This is a genomic window from Methylobacterium planeticum (genome assembly GCF_008806345.1).
GTDB classification, from domain to species: domain Bacteria; phylum Pseudomonadota; class Alphaproteobacteria; order Rhizobiales; family Beijerinckiaceae; genus Methylobacterium; species Methylobacterium planeticum.
In genome coordinates this window covers 1-2326 of the sequence record NZ_VZZJ01000069.1, presented here as the reverse complement: position 1 = coordinate 2326, position 2326 = coordinate 1, and the positions used below count along the sequence as shown (strand labels likewise).

Annotated in this window: 1 protein-coding gene and 1 pseudogene; both read right to left on the bottom strand. The window is 67.8% G+C overall.

Annotated features, from left to right (window positions below):
* Positions 1-50: 50 nt before the first annotated feature.
* Positions 51-782, bottom strand: a complete 732-nt coding sequence (gene istB, locus F6X51_RS27560; RefSeq protein WP_150967289.1) for an IS21-like element helper ATPase IstB — start codon at positions 780-782, stop codon at positions 51-53.
* A gap of 5 nt (positions 783-787) precedes the next feature.
* Positions 788-2281 (bottom strand): annotated as a pseudogene (istA, locus tag F6X51_RS27555) (IS21 family transposase); the annotation flags it as partial.
* Positions 2282-2326: the final 45 nt, after the last annotated feature.

Below are 2326 nucleotides of genomic sequence, written 5' to 3'. Positions count from 1 at the left end.
GTGCGGCTGAGCTGATCCGACGTTCGGCTTTGGCGTCGTAGGCCCTGGCCTCAGGCGCGGTTCTTGAAGCGCCAGCTCTCGTTGCCGGTCTCGACGATCTCACAGTGATGGGTGAGCCGGTCGAGCAGCGCCGTGGTCATCTTGGCGTCGCCGGCAAACACGCTCGGCCACTCGCCGAAGGCGAGATTGGTGGTCACCACGATCGAGGTGGTCTCGTAGAGCTTGCTGATCAGATGGAACAGCAACTGGCCGCCTGACTGCGCAAACGGCAGGTAGCCGAGTTCGTCCAGCACCACGAAGTCGAGCCGCATGAGATGGTCGGCGATGCGGCCCTGCCGGCCGGCGCGCGCCTCGGCTTCGAGCCGGTTGACGAGGTCGACCACGTTGTAGAACCGGCCGCGCTTCCCGTCCCGGATACACGCCCGCACGATGGCGATGGCCAAGTGCGTCTTACCGGTGCCGGTGCCGCCGACCAGCACGACGTTGCGCTGATGGGCCAGGAACTCGCCGCCGGCGAGGTCGCGCACCAGCCCCTCGTTGATCGGCGTGTCGGCGAAGGCGAACTCGGCGATGTCCTTGGCCAGGGGCAGCTTGGCGATCGTCATCTGGTAGCGGATCGAGCGCGCCTGCTTCTCGCTGATCTCGGCCTGGAGCAGATCGCCGACGACCTGCTGAGGCTCGTGAGTGCGCTTGAGTGCGACTTTGATGATCTCGTCGTAGGCCGCCTTCATCCCGAACAGCTTCAGCTCGCCCATGGTGGCGAGGATGTCCTGACGTTCCATCATGGGGCTCTCCTCAGGCTGTCGTAGCGGGCACAATCGGCGACCGGCTCATGGCGCAGCCGCAGGCTCTCAGGCGTCAGGATGGTGACCGGGACGGTGGGCTCGCGCTGACGGGCGAGGATGTTGAGGACGACGTCGGCCGAGTGCACGCCCTCACGCAGCGCCTCGGCGCAGGCGGCCTCGACCGCGCTCAGCCCGTCGCGCAGCACGGCGGTGAGGATCTCGACCATCTGCCGGTCGCCGTCGGCAGAGCCGGCGAGCTTGCGTCGGATCCGGTCGAGGGCGGCAGGCAGCACCCAGTCCTTGAACGGCGCGCCGTTCCTGAGCGCACCGGGCTTGCGGGCGAGCACGGGGACGTAGTGCCAGGGATCGAACACCGTCTGGTTGCGACCGAAGCCGCGGGCATGCTCGCCGACGATGCGCCCGTCCTGACGGATCTCCACGCGCTCAGCATAGGCGCGCACCTCGACCGGCCGCCCGAGGGCGGAGGCTGTGACCGAGTACCGGTTGTTGTCGAAGCGGACCAAGCAGGTCGAGGACACGGCAGCCGGCACGGCGTGGAAGCCGTCGAAGCGGCCGGCATAAGGGACCAAGGCTGCCCGCTCGGCCTCGAAGGCCTGCCACACGGTCCGGTCGAGCTGCTCGGGATGCGGGTGGGCCTTGGCGTAGGCGATCACCCCGTCGAGCAGCAGGGCGTTCAGCTCGTCGTAGCTCCTCACCCGGATGCGCGGCGTGAACAGGCGCTCGCGCACCAGTCCGACCTGGTTCTCGACCTGCCCCTTCTCCCAGCCCGAGGCCGGTGTGCAGGCCACCGGCTCGACGAGGTAGTGCGAGCACATCTGCAGGAAGCGGCGATTGTAGGCGCGCTCACGTCCAACGAAGATCGCGTCGACGGCGGTCTTCATGTTGTCGTAGATCCCGCGCTGGCAGGTGCCGCGGAAGAAGGCGAACGCCCGGTCGTGGGCGTCGAACACCATCTCCTGGCTCTCACGCGGGTAGGCCCGCACGAACGGCATGCGCGAGTGGCAGAGCCGGACGTGGGCGACCTTGATCTCCGTGGTCGTGCCGCCGATCAGCACCGTCTCGTGGCTCCAGTCGAACTGGTAGGCCTCGCCCGGCGCGAAGGAGAGCGGCACGAACGCCTGGGCTGCGACGGCGGCGCGCTCGCGCTTCCAGCCCTTGGCATAGCGGCGCACCGCGTCGTAGCCGCCCTCGTAGCCGAGCCCGCGCAGGGCCTCGTAGATGCGCATCAGCGTTAGTCGCTCACGCCGCACCTTGCTGGCGTTCGCCAGGAGCATCCGGTCGAGCTCGCCCCGCCACGATCCAAGCTTCGGGGCAGGTTGGACGGCGCGGGTGTATTGGAACGCTGTCGCCTCGGAGCGGATGACCTTACGCACGACCTTGCGCGAGACCTTCAGCTCCCGGCAGATCTGCTTGATCGGCTTCTGCTGCACGAAATACGCGCGGCGGATCTTTGCGACCGTCTCCACGACCAACATCCCGCGCAAGCCTCCCGTTCGAGCCGGAAGGCAGTGTGGATGACT

Coding starts and splice junctions, on each gene's coding strand:
- istB (WP_150967289.1), bottom strand. CDS start 782: ATGGAACGTCAGGACATCCTCGCCACCATGGGCGAGCTGAAGCTGTTC.